This window comes from Chromohalobacter sp. 48-RD10 (assembly GCF_029889785.1).
Classification (GTDB): Bacteria; Pseudomonadota; Gammaproteobacteria; order Pseudomonadales; family Halomonadaceae; genus Chromohalobacter.
Genome location: NZ_JARANX010000192.1, coordinates 1 through 801, shown reverse-complemented (window position 1 = coordinate 801; position 801 = coordinate 1). Strand labels below are relative to the sequence as shown.

The 801-nt window shown below is 44.2% G+C and carries 1 protein-coding gene; it reads left to right on the top strand.

What is annotated here, in order from left to right:
• Positions 1-650, top strand: a 650-nt coding sequence (locus OP496_RS18185; RefSeq protein ID WP_280565393.1) for a hypothetical protein, incomplete at its 5' end; no start/stop codon positions are given.
• Positions 651-801: the final 151 nt, after the last annotated feature.

Sequence of the window (801 nt, the reverse complement as noted above, 5' to 3'; positions counted from 1 at the left end):
ACGTTTTGTTGATGTTGTTGAAGTGCAATAATAATAAGAAGGTGGCCGTACAGTCGTATGCTGATTTCCGTTATATACGAAGGTGTCTTGGGGAGGGCTGTAATATTTGTTGGGTGCCGGGGTCAGGCGGTACAAAGAGAAAATTCGGGATTCTTGATGGTTTGGTAACCGTTCAGCGTGATACAAAACTTCCCCTTGTAGCTGCAAGTTTGAAAAGGCTGTTGGTGCATATTGACGTTAAAGAATCTTTCTTTGTAGTTGGCTGTAAGGATAAAGGTGTCGCGGCTGAAATTTTCAAAGAACACAAAGGGGGAGTGGTTGAGGTTGGTTTCGTCCCGCAGGGTGATATTTTTAAGAATGGTAGTATTTTTGTTCAGCCTTCCGGTTATGGCGAAGGGTTCCCGCATACACTTGCTGATGCAATAGTTAGTGGGATTAGAATTTTTATAGATAAGGGGGAGTATTTGAAGTATGGGTTATGGAAACTTGATTGTGAAGCGAGCCCCCTTACAGGAGAGTGGATGGAAGTAATGCCCGGGCCTCAGGCCAAGATGAAAGTTTCTCTAGACGGGGTGCTTGATGAGTATATGAGTGCTTTTTTTCCGTTTCTCGTCTCTCAGAGGAAAACAAAGAAACAGGTTGATTGCTGACGCCTCTTGTTTTAAATGTGGGTTTAAACGATAAATTTCACTTAAACTATTCGCTTATATTTGCGGCCCCTTCTTTTTAGGGCCGTCTTCATTTTGGGAGCGCTGGTTAGTCCTCGGCCAGGAGATTGTCGTCGAGCTCGAAGGCGGTAAG